Genomic DNA, 22,284 nt, shown 5'->3' on the forward strand with positions numbered 1-22,284 from the left:
CGAAATCAAAAGTGGGCGCCATGTTGGGGAGGGCCCGATGGAAGTAGCCGATGCCTTACGCATTCCGCTCGAACCCGCTCAGGTGCGCGAGGCGTTGGGAGATCTTGCGCTGGTGCGCGCGAGTATCGATAACTGCGAATCCCTGGTGCGTCTTGCCGGCGGCGAATACACGTTGAGGTTGACGGTGCCGCTTGGGGCGTTGCGGGCGCACTACGCGATCCGGGCACACGTTGCCGACGCAACCCGTTTGCCGCGCCATGACGGCCAGTCCGGCGATGTCGACGCGCAAACCCTCAGTTTCAAGGCGCGCGGCGAAGGCGTGGGATCGTTGCGCGGACAAATCGCCGTGGCGCTGATTCCGGACGCTGACGGTGCGTCGACGTGGATTGAATACACCGTCTGGGCGACGCTCAGCGGGCCGCTGGCAGGTTTGCCGGCACGCCAGATCGAAAACTCGCTGCGTGAAGTCGCCGACGATTTTTTTGTCGAATTCTGCGAAGTCGTGCGCGCGAAGCATGGCCAGCCCTCGGCAGTTGTTCCCAAACCGGCTGTTTCACGCCGCCATGTTTTCTTGCGACCGATCTCCATGTCGGCGGCGTTTTCGCGCCACGGCACCCCGGCAGCGCAAAAATCCCGCGCTGCGGCGACGGCCGACGCCATTGGCGGTGTCTTGCGTCACCGGCTACCCGGACACGCGCCTCGCCATCCGCATCCGCATAGCCTGCCCGCATGGGCGTGGGCCGCGATGGTCTGCTGTGTCGCCATATTCCTGTTTCTCGCGCAGCGCTACGGTCTGCGATAGTACCGTTGCCACGCCCGGCTCGCCCGGCTAAAGGGATTCGCCGGGACGCAGCAGCATGTGGGGGCTGTAGCGCATGACGTCGAAACAGGAATCGATCAGCCGTTCCGCATCATTCTTGAGGTCGATGCTCTCGGGCCACATCAGCGAGTCGTAGAGAATGCCGGTGAAGAGCGCGTGCAGGATGGTGGTGGCGTGGCGCGTATCGAGCAAGGCCGGCAACTGGCCTTTATCAACCGCATTGCGCAGTCCGCGCTCAATCTTCTCTTTCCCCTCGCGCATGTTCGTCTGATGCCGTTCGCGCACCGGCCCCATGTCTTCCACGAACTCACATTTCAGGAACAGGATGTCGAATACGCGCCGACGCTGCTCGTCGAGCGCGATATTGCGCATGCACCAGATGAAGATGTCGCGGATCTTGCCGAGCGGATCGGCCTCTTTGGTGTCGAGCGTTGCTTCGACCAGTTCATCAAGCGGTAACAGGCTGCGGTCGAACATGGCGGTGAACAGATCGCCCTTGTTCGCAAAATGCCAATAGATCGCGCCGCGTGTGACGCCGGCTTCCAGCGCGATGTCGGCCAGTGTGGTGCGCGAAACGCCTTTCTCGAAGAAAACCCGTTCTGCCGCATCGAGAATACTATTGCGCGTCTCCGCCGCTTCTTCCTTGGTTCGTCTGACCATTATTTCGTGGGTCCCAGCTATCCTGCCCAGCAGTAAATTTACCGCCGTCTTACATTGCACTGCAGCGACGTCATACATTTTGTTCATCGCTCGCCAGTCCTTCGAGACGATTCCCCTCGCACTGCTCTTGTTCACGTACGAACGTCTCTTTTACGTTCGTTCATGAATGTATATACAATACCATCCGTCCAACGATAGCCCAAGTAGCACTGACCGGTTAATATCCGACACAGCTTTCAATCCGCCGTCCGTCCGCGTGGCCCACCCCTAGGGCGTTGTCAGCGGCAGCCGTACACAGAGACGGCTCCAGACGCTGCGGACGAATGAAAAGTCGGGGCACTGGTTTTTGCGCCCACTGGCTACTGGTAAGCGTCTCCAGACGCTCGTAGCGGCCCGCCCGTAGAAGGCGGCCGCGCACTTATTTCAATCTCAGTCTTTGACAGAGGTCGCTCCATGCGCGTCGAACGGGTTCCATTCCGCCTAATTAGTGCCGCGACGGCTGCCGTAATTCTTGCAGCCTGCGGACAAAAACCAGCAGCACCGCCGCCCCAGACACCCGAAGTCGGGGTCATTACTGTCCAGCCCACCACCGTTCCTGTCGTGAGCGAATTGCCTGGCCGCACGAGCGCATTTCTCGTCGCCCAGGTTCGTGCACGCGTCGACGGCATTGTGCTGCGTCGTGAATTCACGGAAGGCGCGGAAGTGAAGGCGGGCCAGCGGCTCTACAAGATCGATCCGGCGCCGTACATTGCGGCGCTGAATACGGCCAAGGCAACACTCGCCAAGGCGCAGGCCAACGTGGTCACGCAAAACGCCCTGGCGGCGCGCTACAAGATCCTGGTCGCGGCGAACGCGGTCAGCAAGCAGGACTACGACAACGCCGTGGCGACTCAAGGCCAGGCCGCAGCCGACGTCGCGTCGGGCAAGGCGGCTGTCGACACCGCGCAGATCAACCTCGGTTATACCGACGTCGTGTCACCTATCACCGGCCGCACAGGTTTGTCGCAGGTCACGCCGGGCGCTTACGTGCAGGCTAGCGCCGCCACGTTGCTCACCACGGTTCAACAACTCGATCCGGTCTATGTCGACCTGACGCAATCGAGCGTGGACGGCCTGAAGCTTCGCCGTGACATCCAGGAAGGCCGCTTGCAGACCGGTGGCGTCAACGCCGCCAAGGTCACGCTGATCCTGGAAGACGGCCGTACGTATTCGGAACCGGGCAAGTTGCAGTTCTCAGACGTGAGCGTGGACCAGGGCACCGGTTCGGTCACCGTGCGCGCGATTTTCCCGAACAAGGACCGCGTGCTGCTGCCGGGCATGTTCGTGCGCGCCCGTATTGACGAAGGCGTGAACGACAAGGCGCTGGTAGTCCCGCAAGTCGGCGTGACGCACGACCAGAAGGGCCAGCCGACGGCGCTGGTGGTCGGTCCGGACAACAAGGTGGCGTTGCGCCAGCTGGTGACGTCGGGTACCTACGGCGACAAGTGGGTCGTGGATAGCGGCCTGAACGCGGGCGATCGCGTGATCGTGCAGGGGACGGAAAAAGCGCGGCCCGGTTCAACGGTGAAGCCTGTCGACGCACAGCTTCCGGCCGAGGCGGCTCAACCGGCATCCGGTGCTGCTCCGGGCGCGGCTCCAGGTGCGGCCTCCGGTTCGGCCCCCGCGGCAGCAAACGCTGGCGCAAGCGGCGTGGCGGCTTCGAGCAATCCGGCACCCGCATCCGCGGCATCAGGCGCGTAATCAGGCGCAATAAAAGGGAGCCTGTTTCATGGCAAAGTTCTTTATCGATCGCCCGATTTTTGCGTGGGTGATCGCCATTATTCTGATGCTGGCGGGGATCGCTTCGATCTTCACCTTGCCGGTCGCGCAGTATCCGACCATCGCGCCGCCGGCCATTCAGATCAGTGCTACGTACCCGGGTGCGTCCGCCAGCACGGTGGAAAACACGGTAACGCAGGTGATCGAGCAGCAGATGAGCGGCCTCGATCACTTGCTCTACCTGTCTTCCACCAGTGATGACTCTGGTACGGCCACCATTACGCTGACATTCGCGGCCGGCACGAATCCGGACATCGCGCAGGTTCAGGTGCAGAACAAGCTGCAACTCGCAACGCCGCTCTTGCCGCAAGCCGTTCAGCAGCTTGGCTCCAAGGTGACGAAGTCGAGCAGCAGCTTCTTGATGGTGATGGCGTTCGTCTCTACAGACGGTTCCATGGGCCGTTACGACCTCGCTAACTACGTGGCGTCGAAGGTGGAAGACCCGATCAGCCGTATCGACGGGGTGGGTACGGTGACGTTGTTCGGCTCGCAATTCGCCATGCGGATCTGGCTGGACGCAACCAAGCTGAACAACTACGCGTTGACGCCAATCGACGTAACGAACGCCGTTGCTGCACAGAACGTACAGGTGGCCGGCGGCGGCTTGGGCGGCACACCAGCTGTTCCGGGCCAGATGCTGCAGGCAACCATTACGGAAGCCACGTTGCTGCAAACGCCTGAGCAGTTCGGCAACATCCTGCTGAAGGTGAATCAGGACGGCTCGCAAGTGCGCCTGAAGGACGTGGCGCGCATCGAGCTGGGCGGTGAGAACTACAACTTCGACACGAAGTACAACGGTCAGCCGACCGCCGGCTTCGGTATTCAGCTCGCCACGGGCGCCAACGCGCTGAACACGGCGAAACTGGTGCGCGCGAAGATCGACGACCTGTCGAAGTATTTCCCGCCAGGCCTGGTCGTGAAGTATCCGTACGACACCACGCCGTTCGTGAAGCTGTCTATTGAAGAAGTGGTCAAGACGCTGATCGAAGGGATTGTGCTGGTGTTCCTGGTGATGTACCTGTTCCTGCAGAACCTGCGGGCCACGTTGATCCCGACCATTGCCGTGCCGGTCGTGCTGTTGGGTACCTTCGCAATCATGGGGCTGGTGGGTTTCTCCATCAATACGCTCTCCATGTTCGGGCTGGTGCTCGCCATCGGCTTGCTGGTGGACGATGCGATCGTGGTGGTGGAAAACGTCGAGCGGGTGATGGCCGAGGAGGGTTTATCTCCAAGGGATGCTACCCGCAAGGCGATGGACCAGATTACCGGCGCGCTGGTCGGCGTGGCGCTCGTGCTGTCGGCCGTGTTCGTGCCGGTGGCGTTCTCGGGCGGTTCGGTGGGCGCAATCTACCGGCAGTTTTCGCTGACTATTGTCGCGGCCATGGTCTTGTCCGTGCTGACCGCGTTGATTTTGACGCCGGCATTGTGCGCGACGCTCCTGAAGCCGATCGAGAAGGGTCATCACGACGAGAAGAAGGGCTTCTTCGGCTGGTTCAACCGCACTTTCTCGAAGAGCCAGGACAAGTACCACAGCGGCGTGGAGCACGTGATCAAGCGCTCCGGGCGCTGGCTCATCATCTATCTGGTGGTGATCGTCGCGGTCGGTTTCCTGTTCGTTCGTCTGCCGAAGTCGTTCTTGCCTGACGAAGACCAGGGCACCATGTTCGTGCTCGTCCAGGCGCCGGCAGGTTCCACGCAGGAGCGCACGGCCAAGGTGCTCGCCGATGTAACCAACTGGCTGCTGACAGACCAGAAAGACATCGTCGAAGCGGTCTTTACGGTGAACGGTTTCAGCTTCGCGGGCCGGGGCCAGAACTCGGGCCTCGTGTTCGTGCGGATGAAAGACTACGGGCTGCGGCAGCACGCGGACCAGAAGGTGGGCGCGCTCGTCGGACGCATGTTCATGCACTTCGCCAGCTATAAGGACGCGATGATCTTCCCGGTCAATCCGCCGTCCATTCCGGAACTGGGTACCGCGTCGGGCTTCGACTTCGAGTTGGAGGATCGCTCGGGTCTCGGTCACGCGAAGCTGATGGAAGCGCGCAATATGCTGCTCGGCATGGCCGCGAAGGATCCGACGCTCGCGCAGGTTCGTCCTAACGGCCTGAACGACACGCCGCAGTTCAAGGTGAACGTGGATCGCGAGAAGGCGAACGCGCTGGGCCTGTCGCCAGCGACTATCGACCAAGTGTTCTCGATCGCGTGGGCTTCGTCGTACGTGAACAACTTCCTGGACGTCGATAACCGGATCAAGAAGGTCTACGTACAGGGCGACGCGCAGTTCCGCATGAACCCGGAAGACCTGAACAAGTGGTACGTGCGCAATACCGCCGGCGCGATGGTTCCGTTCGGTGCATTCGGCTCGGGCGAATGGATCTACGGCTCGCCGAAGCTCGAACGCTACAACGGTATTTCCGCGGTGGAAATCCAGGGTGCGGCCGCGCCGGGCAAGTCGACGGGTCAGGCCATGCAGGCCATCGAGGCAATCGCGGCGAAGTTGCCGGCGGGTATTGGTTACGAGTGGACGGGCTTGTCGCTGCAGGAACGCCAGTCGGGTTCGCAGGCGCCAATCTTGTACGGCATCTCGATCCTCGTCGTGTTCTTGTGTCTCGCGGCACTGTATGAAAGCTGGTCGATTCCGTTCTCGGTGATCATGGTCGTGCCGCTCGGTATCCTGGGCGCGTTGCTCGCGGCTACCCTGCGCGGGCTGGAAAACGACGTGTTCTTCCAGGTCGGCTTGCTGACTACGGTGGGGTTGTCGGCGAAGAACGCGATTCTGATCGTGGAATTCGCACGTGATCTGCGCAGTCAGGGCAGGACCACGGTGGAAGCGGCAATGGAAGCGGCGCGCCAGCGGTTGCGCCCGATTCTGATGACATCCATGGCATTTATTCTCGGCGTGCTGCCGCTGGCTATCAGTAACGGCGCGGGCTCGGCGAGCCAGCACGCGATTGGTACTGGCGTGATCGGCGGGATGCTGACCGCGACCTTCCTGGCAATTTTCATGATCCCGATGTTCTTTGTCGTGATCAGCAAAATCAGCCATGACAAGGGTACGTCGCAGCACAACCACGACGGCGACGGCAATGGCGGCAATGGTGGCCAAGGCGGCACGGCTGCTCCGGCCAAGGAAGGACATTGAGATGCTAAAACACTCCTTGATAGCGGCAGCGGTCGCGCTTTTCGCGGCTGGCTGCACGATGGCGCCGAAGTACGAGCGCCCGGCGGCGCCCGTCGACCAGACGTTCCCGACGGGCGGCGTCTATGACAAGCAACCGGACACGGCATCGTCGTCCTCGCCAAGCGGCTCGGCGCAGGATAAGCCGGCGGTGGACATCGGCTGGCGCGATTTCTTCGTCGATGCACGCTTGCAGCAGATCGTTGCGATCGCGCTGAAGAACAACCGTGATCTGCGCGTGTCCATGCTCAACGTGGCAGCGGCGCGCTCGCAGTATCAGATCACGCGTGCCGAGTTGCTGCCCACGCTCGACGCAGTCGGGTCGCAGAGCAAGCAGCGTACGCCGAAGGACTTGTCGTTGTTCGGGCAGACTCTCTCGACCAGCTATTCGGTCGGCGTGAATGCGTCCTGGGAAATCGACTTCTTCGGGCGGATCCAGAGCCTGAAGGACCAGGCGCTCGAGCAGTATTTCGCGTTGGCGGAAACGCGCAAGGCGGCGGAAATCTCGCTGGTGTCTCAAGTCGCCGATCAGTACCTGACCATGCTGTCGGACGATGACCAGCTCACCGTCACGCGCAATACGTTGAAGACGGCGGACGAGTCGTATCGGATCACGAAGCTGCAATTCGATAACGGCGTGGGCACCGAACTCGACGTGCGTCAGGCGCAGGGCATTCAGCAACAGGCCGCCGCCAACCTGCAGTCGCAATTGCGTCTGCGGGCGCAGGCCGAGAATGCGCTGGTGTTGTTGATTGGTGAGCCGTTGCCGGCAGATTTGCCGCCGGGCCTGCCGCTCGACAGCCAGAACCTGCTTACCGATATCCCCGCCGAACTGCCTTCGGACCTGCTTATACGGCGTCCGGATATTGCGTCGGCGGAGCATTCGCTGCTCGCGGCGAACGCGAACATTGGTGCGGCGCGCGCGGCGTTTTTCCCGAAGATTTCGCTGACGGGTAGCTTCGGCACGTTGGCGCCTTCGCTTGGCACGTTGTTCAAGCCGGGTTCGGCGGCATGGTCGTTCGCTCCGCAAATCTCGATTCCAATTTTCGAGGGCGGCACGAATCTGGCCAATCTGGATCTGGCTCAGATCCAGAAGCGCATCGAGATCGCGAATTACGAGAAGGCGATCCAGACGGCGTTCCGCGAAGTAGCGGACGGGCTGGCCGCGCGCGGCACTTACGACGAGCAGATCAAGGCGCTCGAGTTGTATGTGAAGTCGCAGGCTCGCGGGCTGGAGCTGTCGGATCTGCGATATCGCAACGGCGTGGACAACTATCTGAGCGTGCTGACGGCCCAGACCAACCTGTACACCGCGCAGCAGTTGCTGATCACGGCGCGGCTGAACCGGGCGACGAATCTCGTCGATTTGTATCGTGAGCTGGGTGGCGGCTGGATCGAGCATGCAGGCGATCAGCCGCGTCCTTCGGACGCAATGCCGAATTACCGCGATATCGGCACGCCGACAGCGGCTGCCGCTCCTGCGGCTTCCGCTACGACGGTCAGCTCGGCTTCGACTGGTTCGACTGGTTCGGCGAAGCTGGTGCCGGTGCAGCATCTGGTGCCGGCGGCGAAGCCCCAGATTGATGCCGACGGGAAAGCAGTGGGATCGGCGGGGTAGGGTTTTACGTGGTTCAGATGTTAAAAAACCGCAGCCTTTTAGAGCTGCGGTTTTTTTTATTAGTCTCTCAGGTCCGCACTAACAGCGATTTGACGCACCCCTCAGTGCTTCACCTTCGGTGTCCTATCAAAATCCCTTCCTGCATGGCGGATCGCGCACGTCGCATCGCGTTCCTTCTTCACGCCGTTGAACACAATATTCAGCAGCACCGCCGACACCGACGCCAGCAGAATCCCGCTATGAAGAATCGGTTCCAGCGCATGCGGTAGCTGCGAGAAGAACTTCGGCGCGACCACCGGCACGAGTCCCAGTCCAATACTCACCGCGACGATAAACAGGTTGTGATGGTTCTTGACGAAGTCGACCTTCGACAACACCTTGATCCCGTTCGCCGCGACCATGCCGAACATGACAATGCCCGCGCCGCCAAGCACGAACGGCGGCACCGACGCCACCACCTGCGCCATCTTCGGAAACAGCCCGAGCAGAACCAGGATCACACCGCCGGTCGCACAGACGAAGCGGCTCTTCACACCCGTGACGCCGATCAGCCCGACGTTCTGCGAGAACGACGTATGCGGAAACGAGTTGAAGATCCCGCCAATCAGCGTCCCCAATCCATCCACTCTCAGCCCGCGCACCAGCGCATCCTGATCGACCGGACGCTCGACCATGTCGCCGACGGCCAGGAACATGCCCGTCGATTCGATGAACGTCACGAACATGACGATGACCATCGTTGCAATGGAAAGCGGGTCGAAGTGCGGCAGGCCGAAGTGAAACGGCAGCACGATGCCGACCCACGGCGCGTTCGTCACGCCGTTGAGATCGACGCGTCCAAGCGACATGGCAATCCCGAACCCCGCCACAATGCCGAGCAGCACGGAAATATTCGCGATAAACCCGCGTGCAAACTTGTTGATCATCAGGATCAGCGTGAGCACGACCAGCGCCAGCAGCAGATAAACCGGATTGCCGTACTCAGGGTTCCCAACACCGCCGGCTGCCCAGTTGATGCCCACGCCCATCAGCGACAAACCGATCACCGCGATCACCGTGCCGACCACCACGGGCGGGAAAAAGCGCAGCAACTTTCCGATCATCGGTGCGAGGAAAATCCCCACGATGCCTGCTGCGATCGTCGCGCCGAATACGTCGAGAATGCCGAGCCCCGGATTCGTGCCGATAGCGACCATCGGGCCAACCGCAGCAAACGTGCAGCCCATGATCACCGGTAAGCGGATGCCGAAAATCCAGAGGCCCAACGTCTGGATCAGTGTTGCGACGCCGCACGAGAACAAATCGGCGCTGATGAGGAACGCGATCTGATCTTTGGGCAGCTTGAGCGCCGCGCCAAGAATCAGCGGGACCGCGACGGCGCCCGCGTACATCACGAGTACATGCTGAATGCCGAGTGTAAGCAACTGCGCGGCGGGTAACCGTTCGTCGCAAGGGTGAACCGGGTTCGATGCCATGTCGTCTCTGTCTCCGTTTGTCGACCGGAGTTGGCGCTGTCGACCAGAGTTGGCGCTTTAGCGCTTACTCTGGTCCCATGTGCTTACTCCGGTCCCATGCAAGTTGTTTGCGTTGATCCGAGCGTGTCCCTCGAATTAGTGATTCAAGGTAAGTGGCGCAAAAAGCGAGAACAAGTCGACGTTGGCGTATGGCCCCCTTAGCCGCGCTGATATGCCGCGAGTGCCTTAATATCGCGTCTGGCGCAGTGAGGCCACGGCTGGCGGGCGAAGGACGATTTGCGTCGCGCCTGGCAGGGCGTCGAGATACGAGGCGTGGTTATGATGGTTATCTGCCGGCCGACATAGTCTGTTTTCCAGAGGCGCGGCGCGGGCAGCGGGTAAACCCGTCGCAACCCGTTTTTATCGCTTACTTTTTCTACAAATCTCCATGCGATTTCTTGGCATCGATCTGGGCACGGCATCGCTGAAACTCGCTATCGTTGATGAGGACGGTCACGAGCGCGCCTTCGCGAGCGCCGCGTACGCAGTCACCACGCCGTTTCCCGGTTGGGCGGAAACGCCGGTGGAATTCTGGTGGAATGCATTGCGCGATGCAGCCGCACGCTTGCCCGCGCATGAGCGTGAGCAGGTGAATGCGATCGGTTTCTCGGGGCAGATGCATGGCGTTGTAGTCACGGATGAAAACAACCAGGCGCTGCGCCCCGCGATGTTATGGCCCGATACCCGCGCGCTCGATTTGCTCGACGCTTGGGGCGAGCCGCAAGCGAATCCCGTTGCGCCTGGCATGGCGGGGCCGCTGCTGCACTGGCTTGCCGCGAATGAGCCCGCAGTGATGAGCAAGACGCGCTGGGCGTTGCAGCCGAAAGACTGGCTGCGCACGGCGCTGGGCGGCGAAGTCTGCACTGATCCGTCGGACGCGTGCGCCACCGCGCTTGCTGAACCTTCGGGCGTGTGGGACGACGCTTTCATCGCGGAAATCGGGCTGCGGCGCGAGTGGTTCGCGCCGCTCGCGCCATCGTATGCCGCGGCGGGGACGTTGAACGCTGAGGGCGCTGCATTGCTTGGCCTGCGCGCGGGCATTGTGCTGGCCGTGGGTGCGGGCGACACCGCTTGCGCCGCGCTCGGCAGCGGTCTTTTTGCCGATGGCGACGCGTTGCTGACCACCGGCAGCGGCGGCCAGATCGTGGTGATGTCGGCTGATCAGCCGGCCTCTGTCATCGGCCTGCACGCGTATCGTGCGGCGACTGACCAGTGGTATCGGATGGCTGCAATGCAGAACGTGGGCGTGGCGCTCGAAGCGGTGCGCGGCTGGCTCGGCTACACGAACTGGGCGAGTGCCTATGACGACGCGTTCAGCATGCCGGCATCCACGCGCGTGACGTTCTTGCCGTACGTGAGCGGTGAGCGTTCGCCGTGGATGAATCCATCGGCAAGAGCGGGTTGGCTCGGCCTCGGTCTTGGCGACACACGCGGCACGATGATGCGCGCGGCTTTCGAAGGCGTGGCGTTCGCGTTGCGCGCCGGTCTCGATGCCATTCGTCTGAACGCCGGACCCTCGGCCGTCGTACGAACCCTGCGGCTTGCTGGCGGCGGCTCGATCGATCCTCGCTGGCGCCAGCTTCTGGCCGACGCGCTCGACGCCGACCTGCAAGCCGTCGATTGCCCGAACGCAGCGACGCGCGGCGCGGCAATACTCGGCGGCATCGCGCTTGGGTCGTGGCACGCGTCGGATCTGGCGGCGCTGGCGCCATCGGCGACGCTGGTTGCATCGCCGCGCGGTACAGATAGCGACGAGGACCTGGCGCTCCGTCATACGCGTTTCATCGATTTATACCAGCGTAACGCGAGCTGGTTTTGACGCATGTTTTCGACCTCCGCTTACACTAACGCTCGCTCAAGCGAATCCACGAGAAAGCACGACAAGCCTCATACGAAATATGTCCGATACAACCACGTCCTTGCCTACCCATCCTGACCATCCCGACTTTCGCTCGCGTGAGTTCCTGCTCGATCACGCACTGCGGACCATGACCTTTTATCACCCGCACTGCATGGACCCGGCGGGCGGTTTCTATCATTTCTACAAGGATGACGGCACCCTCTATGACCGCAAGTCGCGGCATCTGGTGTCGAGCACGCGCTTTGTTTTCAACTATGCAATGGCGTACAAACACTTCGGCCTTGATGAGTATCGCGGCGGTGTGCGTCATGGCATTGAATACCTGCGTGAGTTTCATCGTGATCCGCAGACCGGTGGTTATGCGTGGACGCTTAACGGTCGCGATGTCACCGACGCGACCAATCATTGCTACGGCCTCGCGTTCGTCGTGCTGGCCTATGCGAAGGCTCTGGAAGCAGGTTTCGAAGAAGCGCGCGGGTATCTTGAAGAAACCTGGGACCTGATGGAAAAGCACTTCTGGGACGCGGCTCACGGGTTGTACAAAGACGAAGCGAGCGCGGATTGGGTGGTGTCGGACTATCGCGGACAAAACGCCAACATGCATGCCTGCGAAGCAATGCTCGCGGCTTTCGAGGCGTCGCAAGATGTGCGTTATCTGGACCGGGCCGCGCTGCTCGCGGACAACATGGTGAATCGTCAGGCAGCGCTTGCGGGCGGCTTGGTCTGGGAGCATTACAAGCCGGACTGGTCGGTCGACTGGGAATACAACAAGGGCGACAAGACCAACATCTTCCGTCCGTGGGGATTCCAGCCGGGCCATCAGACCGAATGGGCGAAGCTGCTCCTGATTCTCGACCGGCATCGTCCGGACCCGTGGCACGTCGCGCGCGCACGAGAACTGTTTGATCGTGCGCTGGAATTCTCGTGGGACCACGAGCACGGCGGGATGATTTACGGCTTCGATATCAAAGGCGAGTTCTACGACGAAGACAAGTATTTCTGGGTCCAGGCAGAGTCGCTGGCTGCCGCCGCGTTGCTCGCCGATCAAGCCGGGAAAGCCGGTGACAAGGCGACGGCAGCGCGTTACTGGAACGATTACAACCGTTTGTGGGCGTATAGCTGGGACCATTTCGTCGATCACAAATGGGGCGCGTGGTACCGGATACTCGCCCGAGACAACACGAAATACAGTAACGAAAAAAGCCCGGCCGGCAAGGTCGACTATCACACCATGGGTGCATGCTATGAAGTACTAAACGTCGTTTCTTGACGTAGTGCGGCAGTAGGATGCGCCGCCTGCCAGTCACTCTGAATCAACGATCAACGAAAGGAGCCGAACACATGAAGACCAAAGCCGCCATTGCATGGGAAGCTGGAAAGCCGCTCACCATCGAGGAAGTGGATCTCGAAGGGCCGCGCGCCGGTGAAGTGCTGATCGAAGTGAAAGCGACCGGCATTTGCCACACCGACTACTACACGCTCTCGGGCGCTGATCCGGAAGGCATCTTTCCGGCAATTCTTGGGCATGAAGGCGCGGGTATTGTGGTCGATGTCGGCCCGGGCGTGGGCACGTTGAGGAAGGGGGATCACGTCATTCCGCTCTATACGCCCGAGTGCCGCCAGTGCAAGTTCTGCCTGTCGCGCAAGACCAATCTGTGCCAGGCCATCCGCTCGACGCAAGGCCGCGGTTTGATGCCGGATGCCACTTCGCGGTTTTCCATCGACGGCAAGCCGTTGTTCCATTACATGGGGACATCGACGTTTTCGAACTACATCGTCGTGCCGGAGATCGCGGTCGCGAAGGTGCGTGAAGACGCGCCCTTCGACAAGATCTGCTACATCGGTTGCGGCGTGACGACGGGCGTGGGCGCGGTTGTGTATTCCGCGAAGGTCGAGGCCGGCGCGAACGTGGTGGTGTTCGGGCTGGGTGGTATCGGCTTGAACGTGATCCAGGGCGCGAAGATGGTCGGGGCGGACAAGATCATTGGCGTCGACATTAACCCGCGTCGCGTGGAGCTTGCCAAGAAGTTCGGCATGACGCACTTCATCAACCCGAACGAAGTTCCGAATGTCGTCGACCATATCGTGCAGTTGACCGATGGCGGCGCGGACTATTCGTTCGAATGTATCGGCAACACGAAGGTGATGCGCCAGGCGCTGGAATGCACGCATAAGGGATGGGGCCAGTCGTTCATCATCGGTGTGGCGGCGGCGGGCGAGGAGATCAGCACGCGGCCGTTTCAACTAGTCACGGGCCGTGAGTGGAAGGGCTCGGCGTTCGGCGGCGCACGGGGCCGCACCGACGTGCCGAAGATCGTAGACTGGTACATGGAAGGCAAGATCAACATCGACGATCTGATTACGCATACGCTGCCGCTCGAGCGTATCAACGAAGGCTTCGACCTGATGAAGAAGGGCGAGTCGATCCGCTCGGTGGTGTTGTACTAAGCGAAGCGCGAGCTGGAGTGGCGCGCTAAAGACGGTGCGCTGCCTCGGCGAAAAATTCGAAGGGATGAAGCAATGCTAGAACTTGTGGAAGAACATAAGTGCTGCGGCGGCGTGCAGCGAACCTATCAACACGACTCGCAATCGATCGGCTTGCCGATGCGGTTCTCGGTGTTTTTACCGGCCGAGGCAGCAACAGGAAAAGTGCCCGCATTGTTCTATCTCGCGGGGCTGACTTGCACAGAAGAGACCTTCCCGATCAAGGCCGGCGCGCAGCGTTATGCGGCCGAGCATGGCATTGCGTTGATCGCACCGGACACCAGCCCGCGCGGTGCGGGCGTACCGAACGAAAGCGCGGCGTGGGACTTCGGCGTGGGTGCGGGGTTTTACGTCGATGCAACGCAGGAACCGTGGGCGCGTAACTATCGGATGTACTCGTATGTAACGCAGGATCTGCGCGCGGCGGTGTTGGCTGAATTGCCGGTGCGTGAGGATCGGCTGGGCATTTTCGGACACTCGATGGGTGGTCACGGCGCGCTGGTTCTCGCGTTGAAGAACCCGGGTATTTACAAGTCGGTATCGGCATTCGCGCCAATCGCCGCGCCTTCGCAATCTCCGTGGGGCGTGAAGGCTTTTTCAGGCTATCTCGGCGAGGATCGGGAAACGTGGAAGCAGTATGACGCGAGCGAGCTGGTTAAAAACGCAGCGTCGAAATTTGAAGGCGGCATCCTGATCGACCAGGGTCTCGCCGATAACTTCCTCGCAGCGCAGTTGCATCCTGAGTTATTCGAAGCGGCGGCGAAGGCGGCAGGGCAGGCGGTGACCGTGCGCAGGCATGACGGCTACGACCACGGGTATTACTTCATCTCGACGTTTATCGGCGAGCATATTGCGTTTCATGCGCGCACGTTGTGTGCTTGAGAGTTGGTCAAGCGGAAGCGCGAGATGCGCTTTCGCTTTCGATTCCGTCGCGTGAGTTTTCAGTTGGTTCCACCCATGCCTCGAACGGATCACGGGCGCAAATCCCTTGATTGCGGTCTTCCGTGCTGATGAAATCCGCGGGCACGTCAACGTCCTAGCAACGCGAGAACTCAGTCAGTGTTTCGATTTATCTGCGTCCCAGCAAACTCATCCCATACACCCCTGCCGCCAGGATCGTGATCCAGAAGCTTGTCGGCCAGTCGGTGTAATACGCCAGCGTCAATCCCAACCATGCCTGCACCAGCGCGAAAACCGCCGAGAGCAGCACGCCGGTCGACAGCCGCGTCGCTACGTTTTGCGCCGCCGCTGCCGGTCCCACCATCAGCGCGAAGACCAGCAAAACGCCCACAATCTGTGTTGATGCCGCCACCGCCAGCGCCGTGATCGCAAGAAACAGGATGGACACGAGGCGCAGCGATACCCCTTTGGCTTCGGCCAGTTCCGGTTGCAGCGAAGCGAACAACAACGGCCGCATGATGATCGCGAGCGCGCCAAGGCTGACCACCGCGAGCCCTGCCAGCACTACGAGCGTTTCGTGGTTCACGCCCAGCACGTTGCCGAACAGCAGCGCAGTCGCTTGACTGGCGTAGGCGGTAAAGAAGTGCAGGAACAGCAAGCCGAAGCCCAGCGACAACGTCAGGATCACGCCGATAGCAACATCGCGTCCGGTCAGCTTTTCGCCGAGCGCACCCATGCCTATACCCGCCACGAGCGTGAAGCCGATCATGCCCCAGAGCGGCGACATGCCGACCAGCACGGCGCCGGTCGCGCCGGTAAAACCCACGTGCGATAACGCGTGACCCGCAAAGGTCTGGCCGCGCAACACAAGGAAGTAGCCGACCACGCCCGCCAGCACCGCGACCATCCCCGACGCCGCGAAGGCGTTTTGCATGAACTCGTATTCAAACATCGTGGGAATGCGTTCCGGTGGGGTGGTGAGCGTGGCCGTGGCCATGGGCGTGACCATGGTCGTGATCGTGTGAATGAGAATGGCCTTCGGGACCGTCCTCGTGCGCGTGGTCGAGCTTCTCGACTTCCACGTCGCCGGCCATCACGAAGATGCGGCCGTTCACGCGCATCACGTCAATGGGCGATCCATATAGCTGCGATAAAACCGGCTTCGTGATGACTTCATCGATCGTACCGAGCGCCGCGCGCCCGTTGCCGAGATACAGCACACGGTCGATTGAGTTAAGCAGCGGATTGAGTTCGTGCGCCGAGAACAGCACGGTAATGCCGAGTTCCCGCTGCACGCTTCGCACGAGATCGACTACGCCGGTTTGATGCCGCGGGTCGAGGCTGATCAGGGGTTCATCGAGGAGCAGGAGTTTCGGATCGCCGAGCAGGCATTGTGCGAGCAACAAACGCTGCCGTTCGCCGCCCGACAACTCGGACAACGGCCGCATGGCGAGCGTCCGGGCACCGACCAGATCGAGCACGCGGTCGACATCGGCACGCGCTGCGGCGTTCGCGAGCGGCAGGCCCCAGCGATGACCGTCTGCGGCCATGGCGACGAAATCGCGTCCGCGCACATGTCGGCCGGCAAGCCCGCTGCGCGTTTGCGGCATGTAGCCAATGGACGGATTGCCACGTACGACCGGCGCACCGTTCACGCGAATTGTGCCCTTCGATAACGGCAACAACCCCAGCATGGCGCGCATCAGTGTGGTCTTGCCGGCACCGTTCGGACCCAGCACGCCGATAAACTCGCCAGCGGCGACGTTGAAGCTGGCGTCCTTGAGGATCGACCGTCCGCCGAGTTCGAGCGCAACGCGTTCGACTTCCAACGCGCCGGCTTTACCCCGCGCTGAACCCGTGTCCGGAGCCGTCATTGCAACGCGCCCGAAAGCGCGATTGTTCTATTGCCACATCCCGTCATTGTGTTTTTCCCTGCAGCGCAACCGACAACGCGTCGAGCTGCGACGTCATCCATGTCTGGAAGGTCTTGCCGGCGGGCAGCGTCTCGGTGACGCTGATGCTCGGCACGTGTGAATCGTGGGCCACTTTCAACATGCGCTTCGTGAGTGCTTCCGTCGCCTGGCTGTTATAGATCAGCACGTGCACGCGCCGCTCGCGCAGATCTTTTTCGAACGCAGCAATATCGGTTGCGCTCGGTTCTGTGTCGTTCATCGCCGCGAGCTGGAAGCGGTTGTTGCGCATGTCGAGCCCGATCGCATCCGACATATAACCGAACACGGGTTCCGTCGCCGTCACGGGTACGCCCTTGAACTGACTCTTAAGCGCGGCGACCCTGTTATCAATAGGTTTCACCGATGCCAGGAACGCCGCCAGACGCGCGTCGTAGTCAGCCTTGTGCGCCGGGTCCGCCTGGACCAGATACTGGCTCACCGCTTTCGCCACCGTCGGCATGGTCGCCGGGTCGTACCAGAGATGCGGATTATCGCCGGATTTCTTGCCCATCAGTTGTGCCGCGACGATGCTCGTGCGTCCCTTGCCCTTCGATGCCGACAGCAGCTTGTCCATCCACGGATCGTAGTCGGCGCCGTTATACACGACAAGCGTCGCGTTCTGCAACGCGCGCGCGGTCTTGGGGCTGGCTTCGAAGAGATGCGGATCTTCGTCGGGGTTGCTCAGGATGCTCGTCACCTGAACATGATTGCCGCCGAGCTGGCGCACGACATCGCCATAGAAATTCTCGGCCGCGACCACCGGTACCACGCCGGTGGTCGCCGTTTGCGCCGTGGCTGTGCCGCAGAAGCTGGCAGAAAGAACTGCGGCGCAGGTCAGGATGGCGGCGGCAAGTTTGCTCATGGTGTTTCCTGGAATGAGGTGGAAAGAGGCTGACGGCGCGCGCAGCGTTCGCGTTCTGCGTGCTCTTGCGCCAAGCGTGGAGGCCGGCCTTAGCTCGGCGTTAGGCACTCAGCCGCGACCGTTCGAATCGACAGCGATGATATAACGTATCACTCCATTTTGCATCCGCTGGCGTATTACGAAAGCCTGTCCGGACCTCCTCCCAAGCTTCATCCGATAACCCGCAAACCCGCGCCGGTTGGGGTTTTCCCGCAGTTTTGAGATGCTTTGCGCGCCGCAGCATCGAAACATGGCGGCGTGCCTTGACACCGCCTCACGCCTCGCCGATCATTCGACCAAACAGAGAGCAATTGATCGCGCAAAGAGCGTTCGCTCACCATGACGCGTTTCAACTGCGGAATTTTTAAGCAGCGATTCAGAGACGAACCGGAGACAGCCGTGAGACTGCAGGACAAGGTAGCAATCGTGACGGGTGCGGCCAGCGGCATTGGCGAAGCGGTAACGAAACGATTTCTGGATGAAGGCGCGAAAGTCGTTGTCGTCGATCTGAAGGACGAAACCGAGTTGGCGCAGCGTTTCCCGGACAGCGCGGGACGTGTGCTTGCTTTGAAAGCCGATGTCACCAAGCGCGAGGACCTGGAGCGCATCGTCTCGACCACCGTCGAGAAGTTTGGCGGCATCGACATCCTCTTCAACAACGCGGCGCTCTTCGACATGCGCCCGATCCTTGACGAATCCTGGGACATCTTCGACCGCCTCTTCTCGGTCAACGTGAAGGGCATGTTCTTCCTGATGCAACTCGTGGCACAACGCATGGTGGAACAGGGCCGCGGCGGCAAGATCGTGAATATGTCGTCGCAGGCCGGGCGTCGCGGCGAGGCGCTAGTTTCCCACTATTGCGCAACCAAAGCCGCCGTGATCAGCTACACGCAATCAGCCGCACTTGGGCTCGCCAAGCATGGCATCAACGTGAACAGCATCGCACCAGGCGTGGTTGATACCCCGATGTGGGAGACGGTCGACGCGCTCTTCGCGAAGTATGAAAACCGCCCGCTCGGCGAGAAGAAACGCCTGGTCGGCGAGGCCGTGCCGCTGGGCCGCATGGGCCGGCCGTTTGACCTGACGGGCGCCGCGCTGTTCCTCGTATCGGCGGATTCGGACTACATCACAGCACAAACACTGAACGTGGACGGCGGCAACTGGATGAGCTGACGGCGCGCCTTGCATCCCAAGCCACCGCCAGCTGACGAAGCGAAGATCCGTAGTGAAAGTCATTAGCCAAGTTAATTAAAGCAACACCTGTATTACCCGAGTATCGACTGCTTCAAGCAACGCAACGCAAGACCAGCGCCCGTGCTAACGATAAAGGAGACGAAACAACATGAAACGCGCCAACTTCACCCTCAAGAACCTGCCGATGCGCTCGCTCGCATTCGCTGCATTCGCCGTTGCCGCGATTGCCCCAGTTGCCGCAAAAGCCACGACCGTGACTATCGCTACGCTCAACAACCCGGACATGATCGAGTTGAAGAAGCTGTCACCGGCATTCGAAAAAGCGAATCCGGACATTCAACTGAAGTGGGTCATTCTCGAAGAAAACGTGCTGCGCCAGCGTGCCACCACCGACATCACCACGAACAGCGGCCAGTTCGACGTGATGGCGATCGGCACGTATGAAGCGCCACAATGGGGCAAGCGCGGCTGGCTCGCGCCCATGACGAACCTGCCGGCCAGCTACGATCTCGACGACGTGGTGAAGACGGCTCGCGACGGCCTCTCGTACAACGGCCAGTTGTATGCGTTGCCGTTCTACGTCGAAAGCTCGATGACGTTTTACCGCAAGGACCTGTTCGACGCCGCCGGCCTGAAGATGCCCGACCAGCCGACCTACGACCAGATCAAGCAATTTGCCGACAAGCTCACCGACAAATCCAAGGAGCAGTACGGCATTTGCCTGCGCGGCAAAGCGGGCTGGGGCGAGAACATGGCGTTCTTCTCGACGGTGGTGAACACGTTCGGCGGCCGCTGGTTCGACGAGAAGTGGCAAGCCCAACTCGATACCCCGGAATGGCACAAGGCTCTTACGTTCTACTCGGACCTGCTGAAGAAAGACGGGCCGCCGGGAGCCAGCTCGAATGGCTTCAACGAGAACCTGACGCTGATGTCATCGGGCAAGTGCGCGATGTGGATCGACGCCACGGTCGCGGCCGGCATGTTGTACAACAAGGCTCAGTCGCAAGTGGCTGACAAGATTGGCTTCGCTGCAGCGCCGGTCGAGGTTACGCCGAAGGGCTCGCATTGGTTGTGGTCGTGGTCGCTCGCGATTCCGAAGACCTCGAAGTCGCAAGACGCCGCGAAGAAGTTCGCAACCTGGGCGACGTCGAAGGAGTACATCGAACTGGCGGCGAAGGACGAAGGCTGGGCCTCGGTTCCCCCGGGCACGCGCAAGTCGACCTACGCCAATCCGGAATACAAGAAAGCGGCGCCGTTCGGCGACTTCGTGCTGAGCGCAATCGAATCGGCTAACCCGAACGATGCAACGCTGAAAAAGGTGCCGTACACGGGTGTCCAGTTCGTCGGGATTCCTGAATTCCAGTCGTTCGGCACCGTGGTTGGCCAGTCGATCGCCGGTGTGGTTGCCGGACAGACAACTGTTGATGCCGCGCTGACGGCCGGCAATGCCGCAGCCAATCGTGCCGTGAAGCAGGCCGGGTACCAGAAGTAAGGGCCCGAAGCAGCAACTTGTTGCGCCCAACGTAGGACAGCAGGCCGCGCTGCTTCTGTGAAGAGGCCTGGCGCGCGGCCTGCGCATCATCGAGAGGTGACACGATCATGAGTCAACTTAATCCCCCCCTCACAGACGGTTACGCGGAATCCGCCGCAGCGCGCGACAAGAAACGCGCGAAGTCGGTCCGCTGGCTCATCATGCCGTCGACTGCCGTACTGTTCTTGTGGATGGCCATCCCGCTCGCGATGACCATCTGGTATTCGTTCTCTCGATACAACCTGCTCAACCCCGATGTCAAAGGGTTTGCCGGAATCGACAACTATGAATTCCTGGCTACCGATCCGGCCTTCCTGCCGTCGATTGTTCACACGCTGACGCTGATCGGATCGGTGTTGCTGATCACGGTGATCGGCGGCGTACTGCTTGCCGTGCTGTTCGACCGCAAGTTCTACGGTCAGGGCATTGCGCGGCTGCTGGTGATTGCGCCGTTCTTCGTCATGCCTACGGTCAGCGCGCTGATCTGGAAGAACATGATCCTGCATCCGGTGTATGGGCTGATTGCGCAGTTGATGCGAGCCTTGGGGCTCCAGCCGATAGACTGGTTTGGCAACTATCCGCTCTTCGCGGTGATCGTGATCGTTGCGTGGCAGTGGCTGCCGTTCGCGTTCCTGATTCTCTTCACGGCGATCCAGTCGCTGGATCAGGAGCAAAAGGAAGCGGCGCGCATTGACGGCGCCGGCGCGATCTCCATGTTCTTCTACATCACGCTGCCGCACCTGAAGCGCGCGATTGCCGTGGTGGTGATGATGGAAACCATTTTCCTGCTCTCCATCTTCGCTGAAATCTATACGACAACCGGCGGCGGCCCAGGCACGGCGACCACCATCCTGTCGTACTTGATCTACGCACTTGGCCTGCAGCAATTCGACGTCGGCCTGGCTTCCGCCGGTGGCATTCTGGCGGTCGTGCTGGCGAACGTCGTTGCGTTCTTCCTGGTGCGCATGCTCGCGAAGAACCTGAAAGGGGAGTACGAATCATGAGCCATCCCGTTACCGCAACAACGTCCGTGCCGATCCTCGACACGCTCAAGCGCGGCGTGCTGGGTGTGATCGCGTGGCTGTTCGCGCTGCTGCTGTTTTTCCCGATCTTCTGGATGACCATCACGGCATTCAAGACCGAGCAGCAGGCGTATTCGTCGTCGCTGATCTTCACGCCCACGCTCGACAGTTTCCGCGAGGTGTTCGCGCGCAGTAACTACTTTGCGTTTGCGTGGAACTCCATCCTGATCTCGGTTGGCGTCACGGTGATCTGTTTGCTGTTCGCCGTGCCGTGCGCTTACGCCATGGCGTTTTTTCCGACCAGGAAAACGCAGAAAGTGCTGCTGTGGATGCTCTCGACGAAGATGATGCCGTCGGTGGGCGTGCTCGTGCCGATCTACCTGCTGTGGAAAAACACCGGCATGCTCGACACGGTGTGGGGTTTGATCATTGTCTACACGCTGATCAACTTGCCGATTGCCGTCTGGATGTCCTACACGTACTTCAACGAAATCCCGCGCGACATCCTGGAAGCGGGGCGTATAGATGGCGCGGCAACGTGGCAGGAAATCGTTTATCTGCTGATGCCGATGTCGTTGCCCGGGCTTGCCTCCACCGCGTTGCTGCTGGTGATCCTGTCGTGGAACGAGGCGTTCTGGAGCATCAACTTGTCGAGTTCGAACGCGGCGCCGCTGACAGTGTTCATTGCGTCGTATTCGAGTCCGGAGGGCTTGTTCTGGGCGAAGCTTTCAGCGGCTTCACTGCTTGCCGTAGCGCCAATCCTGATTGTCGGCTGGTTATCGCAGAAGCAACTGGTGCGCGGCCTGACCTTCGGCGCGGTGAAATGAGGTG

General features: G+C 60.9%; 17 protein-coding genes. 12 read left to right on the top strand and 5 right to left on the bottom strand.

Annotated features, from left to right (window positions below; all coding sequences use genetic code 11):
* Positions 1-37 precede the first annotated feature (37 nt).
* Entirely contained in the window at positions 38-802 is a 765-nt protein-coding gene (locus tag SBC1_RS03290) for a CoxG family protein (protein WP_165086819.1), read from the top strand.
* A 27-nt stretch (positions 803-829) separates the two neighbouring features.
* Here SBC1_RS03290 and SBC1_RS03295 read toward each other — a convergent pair whose 3' ends face one another.
* Positions 830-1,480 (bottom strand): TetR family transcriptional regulator, encoded by a 651-nt coding sequence (locus tag SBC1_RS03295; RefSeq protein WP_165086823.1) that lies wholly within the window; start codon positions 1,478-1,480, stop codon positions 830-832.
* Between the two features lie 453 nt (positions 1,481-1,933).
* On the opposite strand from SBC1_RS03295, the gene SBC1_RS03300 reads away from it, so the two are divergent.
* From SBC1_RS03300 to SBC1_RS03310, 3 genes are read left to right on the top strand one after another with little or no spacing between them, the layout of a single operon-like run.
* Positions 1,934-3,220: an efflux RND transporter periplasmic adaptor subunit gene (locus tag SBC1_RS03300; RefSeq protein WP_165086827.1), complete on the top strand. Its 1,287-nt coding sequence runs from the start codon at positions 1,934-1,936 to the stop codon at positions 3,218-3,220.
* Positions 3,221-3,248: 28 nt separating this feature from the next.
* Positions 3,249-6,440, top strand: coding sequence for an efflux RND transporter permease subunit (locus SBC1_RS03305; RefSeq protein WP_165086840.1), 3,192 nt, complete (start codon positions 3,249-3,251; stop codon positions 6,438-6,440).
* Between the two features lies 1 nt (position 6,441).
* A complete protein-coding gene (locus tag SBC1_RS03310; protein WP_165987296.1) occupies positions 6,442-8,094 on the top strand; it encodes an efflux transporter outer membrane subunit in 1,653 nt (550 codons plus the stop codon).
* Positions 8,095-8,195: 101 nt separating this feature from the next.
* Here SBC1_RS03310 and SBC1_RS03315 read toward each other — a convergent pair whose 3' ends face one another.
* Complete coding sequence (locus tag SBC1_RS03315) at positions 8,196-9,569, bottom strand: nucleobase:cation symporter-2 family protein (RefSeq protein ID WP_165086845.1); 1,374 nt, start codon at positions 9,567-9,569, stop codon at positions 8,196-8,198.
* A 427-nt stretch (positions 9,570-9,996) separates the two neighbouring features.
* Here SBC1_RS03315 and SBC1_RS03320 point away from each other — a divergent pair, with 427 nt between their 5' ends.
* The 4 genes from SBC1_RS03320 (at position 9,997) to fghA (ending at position 14,835) form a co-directional block, all read left to right on the top strand.
* Positions 9,997-11,427: a xylulokinase gene (locus SBC1_RS03320; RefSeq protein WP_165987297.1), complete on the top strand. Its 1,431-nt coding sequence runs from the start codon at positions 9,997-9,999 to the stop codon at positions 11,425-11,427.
* A 79-nt stretch (positions 11,428-11,506) separates the two neighbouring features.
* On the top strand, positions 11,507-12,739 hold the full coding sequence (locus SBC1_RS03325; protein WP_165987299.1) for an AGE family epimerase/isomerase: 1,233 nt from the start codon (positions 11,507-11,509) through the stop codon (positions 12,737-12,739).
* 71 nt (positions 12,740-12,810) lie between these two features.
* Positions 12,811-13,917: an S-(hydroxymethyl)glutathione dehydrogenase/class III alcohol dehydrogenase gene (locus SBC1_RS03330; protein WP_031359612.1), complete on the top strand. Its 1,107-nt coding sequence runs from the start codon at positions 12,811-12,813 to the stop codon at positions 13,915-13,917.
* 72 nt (positions 13,918-13,989) lie between these two features.
* Positions 13,990-14,835 carry an S-formylglutathione hydrolase gene (gene fghA, locus SBC1_RS03335; RefSeq protein ID WP_165086852.1) on the top strand — a complete coding sequence of 282 codons (846 nt, stop codon included), beginning with the start codon at positions 13,990-13,992 and terminating at the stop codon, positions 14,833-14,835.
* 187 nt (positions 14,836-15,022) lie between these two features.
* On the opposite strand, the gene SBC1_RS03340 is transcribed toward fghA, so the two are convergent.
* Genes SBC1_RS03340 through SBC1_RS03350 form a run of 3 tightly spaced genes read right to left on the bottom strand, consistent with a single transcriptional unit; the run spans position 15,023 to position 17,667 of the window.
* Complete coding sequence (locus SBC1_RS03340) at positions 15,023-15,805, bottom strand: metal ABC transporter permease (RefSeq protein WP_165093037.1); 783 nt, start codon at positions 15,803-15,805, stop codon at positions 15,023-15,025.
* The gene (locus SBC1_RS03345; RefSeq protein ID WP_165086854.1) at positions 15,798-16,727 is read right to left on the bottom strand and encodes an ABC transporter ATP-binding protein; all 930 of its coding nucleotides are present in this window, start codon (positions 16,725-16,727) and stop codon (positions 15,798-15,800) included. The genes SBC1_RS03340 and SBC1_RS03345 overlap by 8 nt, the downstream gene beginning before the upstream one ends.
* Before the next feature lie 43 nt (positions 16,728-16,770).
* Entirely contained in the window at positions 16,771-17,667 is an 897-nt protein-coding gene (locus SBC1_RS03350) for a metal ABC transporter solute-binding protein (RefSeq protein WP_165086857.1), read from the bottom strand.
* Between the two features lie 438 nt (positions 17,668-18,105).
* Between SBC1_RS03350 and SBC1_RS03355 the strand changes: the two genes are divergently transcribed.
* The 4 genes from SBC1_RS03355 to SBC1_RS03370 all read left to right on the top strand — a co-directional run bounded on the left by SBC1_RS03355 (position 18,106) and on the right by SBC1_RS03370 (position 22,280).
* Positions 18,106-18,879 (top strand): L-iditol 2-dehydrogenase, encoded by a 774-nt coding sequence (locus SBC1_RS03355; RefSeq protein WP_165987300.1) that lies wholly within the window; start codon positions 18,106-18,108, stop codon positions 18,877-18,879.
* A 205-nt stretch (positions 18,880-19,084) separates the two neighbouring features.
* Positions 19,085-20,392: a sugar ABC transporter substrate-binding protein gene (locus tag SBC1_RS03360; RefSeq protein ID WP_165093038.1), complete on the top strand. Its 1,308-nt coding sequence runs from the start codon at positions 19,085-19,087 to the stop codon at positions 20,390-20,392.
* 107 nt (positions 20,393-20,499) lie between these two features.
* Positions 20,500-21,435: a carbohydrate ABC transporter permease gene (locus tag SBC1_RS03365; RefSeq protein WP_165086862.1), complete on the top strand. Its 936-nt coding sequence runs from the start codon at positions 20,500-20,502 to the stop codon at positions 21,433-21,435.
* On the top strand, positions 21,432-22,280 hold the full coding sequence (locus SBC1_RS03370) for a carbohydrate ABC transporter permease (protein ID WP_165086865.1): 849 nt from the start codon (positions 21,432-21,434) through the stop codon (positions 22,278-22,280). The genes SBC1_RS03365 and SBC1_RS03370 overlap by 4 nt, the downstream gene beginning before the upstream one ends.
* Positions 22,281-22,284: the final 4 nt, after the last annotated feature.

Origin of the sequence: Caballeronia sp. SBC1 (genome assembly GCF_011493005.1) — a bacterium.
Lineage (GTDB): Bacteria > Pseudomonadota > Gammaproteobacteria > Burkholderiales > Burkholderiaceae > Caballeronia.